This window comes from Priestia sp. P5_B4, from assembly GCF_056400385.1.
The window spans coordinates 1-1,934 of record NZ_JBFULJ010000730.1; the positions used below are offsets into that span (position 1 = coordinate 1).

Below are 1,934 nucleotides of genomic sequence, written 5' to 3' on the forward strand. Positions count from 1 at the left end.
TGCTAGCATATGGCTGAATAATGATACTTTCACTCAAAACCTCCACCACCTCTAATCAGTTTATTTCATCTTACTTTTGACTGTTTTTAATACTGCACAGCTTATGTTCATTATAAAACCAATCACAGCACCTGCAAGAATCGATATCGCACCTACAGCGATAAAATCGCCTTTAGTCGGCTGAAATAAATTCATGGAAAGCAAACCGAACATAAAAAGCATGGGAATAAGATAACTCAGCATCTTTTTCAACTTCGCACCTCATTTCCTTATCTTTATAAACCCTGTAACCATTTTATCGTATAGTAATTTCCTATTTATTACAATCATTATCTTATTTCATATTTTTATCGAAAAAATGAAATAAAGTGCCTGCCTCTCGTTCCTTACTAATTGAGAGACAGACACTTTTTTTATAAAACATGACTAGTTGCTTGTAAAAAGAACTGAGATTGTTCGTAGTTGTACGTTACTTTTGAAAAGTCAAACGGCTGGCCGTTGGCTAAGTGAAAAAGCGTTTCAATAAACAATTTAGGATCCCCTTCTTTTAACCCTAAGTACGTGGCTTCTTCTTTGTTCAGCTTGCCAACGTGAAGATATAGATCAGAAAACCCGATTTTTAAGCCAAGTCCTTCTTTAATGTAATGGAAAATAGACTGAGAAACAATTTCGTTATTCAAGTACGTAACGATGGATTTATTATAAAACGATTCTTCTAGACAAAGCGTCTGGCCGTTGATATACCGTACTCTTTTCACATAATAGACGTCACTATTTTCTTCTATGTTTAAATTTAACGCGGCTTCTTGCGTCGGCTTTCGTACATCTAACTCAATCACTTCCGACGTTAGCTGAAAATCTTCAAGTTCACTCGTAAATCCTTGATTGGAAAGCAAGCCAATATAGCCTGTTCGTTTATGGCGACGGACAAAAATGCCGCTTCCTCTTACTTGAAAAACCACGCCTTTTTTCTCCAGCAGATCTAGAGCTTTTGTTACCGTACTTTTGCTTGCCTTAAACTGCGCCATCAGCGTTTCTAATACCGGCAGCTTATCTCCTTGCTGAAGCTTATGGTCTTCAATATAGGTTTCAATTTCAATTGCAATTTGTTGGTATTTGATCATAGCTATACCTCTTTACTGAATTTGTCTCAAGAATAACACGATTATACCATAATCTAACTCCATACCATAAACTTTAATTATTCATTAATTATTATTTTATTAGGGTATTGATAAATTGTATCGATACAATTATACTGAAAGCGTATAATCAACAAAGAGGTTAACAATCACGCCGGTTATTATCACCAATTTAAGCGCTTATCGAGAAGTGATTGTTGAAGATATTGAAAATAGCGGGCTGAATCAAACATTATTTACCGTAGTGAAATAAGGAGGAACTAACAATGACAAAGATGCCAAAGAATTTTTTATGGGGCGGCGCATTAGCAGCTCATCAATTTGAAGGTGGATGGAACCAAGGCGGAAAAGGACCGAGCGTAGTAGACGTTATGACTGCAGGAGCGCACGGTGTAGCGCGACAAATCACTGAAACAGTGGAAGAAGATAAATTTTATCCGAATCACGAAGCGATTGATTTTTATCACCGCTACAAAGAAGATATCGCGCTGTTTGCAGAAATGGGCTTAAAATGTTTGCGTACGTCGATTGGCTGGAGCCGTATTTTCCCTAAAGGCGATGAAGCTGAGCCAAACGAAGAAGGACTAAAATTCTACGACGATGTATTTGATGAACTGTTAAAGCATGGAATTGAACCGGTTATTACACTGTCTCACTTTGAAATGCCCCTGCATTTAGCTCGAGAATACGGCGGATTTAGAAGTCGAAAAACGGTGGACTGCTTTGTGAAGTTCGCTGAAGTTTGTTTCGACCGCTATAAAGACAAAGTCACGTACTGGATGACGTTTAATG

Annotated in this window: 2 protein-coding genes and 1 pseudogene; 1 reads left to right on the forward strand and 2 read right to left on the reverse strand. The window is 37.5% G+C overall.

All coding sequences use genetic code 11. From position 1 onward, the window contains the following. Window positions 1-60 precede the first annotated feature (60 nt). On the reverse strand, window positions 61-243 hold the full coding sequence (locus tag AC1DRF_RS25265; RefSeq protein ID WP_427076133.1) for a hypothetical protein: 183 nt from the start codon (window positions 241-243) through the stop codon (window positions 61-63). Between the two features lie 170 nt (window positions 244-413). Continuing rightward, window positions 414-1,124: a GntR family transcriptional regulator gene (locus AC1DRF_RS25270; protein WP_043981319.1), complete on the reverse strand. Its 711-nt coding sequence runs from the start codon at window positions 1,122-1,124 to the stop codon at window positions 414-416. A 284-nt stretch (window positions 1,125-1,408) separates the two neighbouring features. On the opposite strand from AC1DRF_RS25270, the pseudogene bglA reads away from it, so the two are divergent. Next, window positions 1,409-1,934, forward strand: a pseudogene (bglA, locus tag AC1DRF_RS25275) (6-phospho-beta-glucosidase BglA); the annotation flags it as partial.

What these genes read in the sequence shown, in the direction of transcription:
- AC1DRF_RS25270 (WP_043981319.1), bottom strand. Translation starts at nt 1,124, where the DNA reads ATGATCAAATACCAACAAATTGCAATTGAAATTGAAACCTATATTGAA.
- AC1DRF_RS25265 (WP_427076133.1), bottom strand. Translation starts at nt 243, where the DNA reads ATGCTGAGTTATCTTATTCCCATGCTTTTTATGTTCGGTTTGCTTTCC.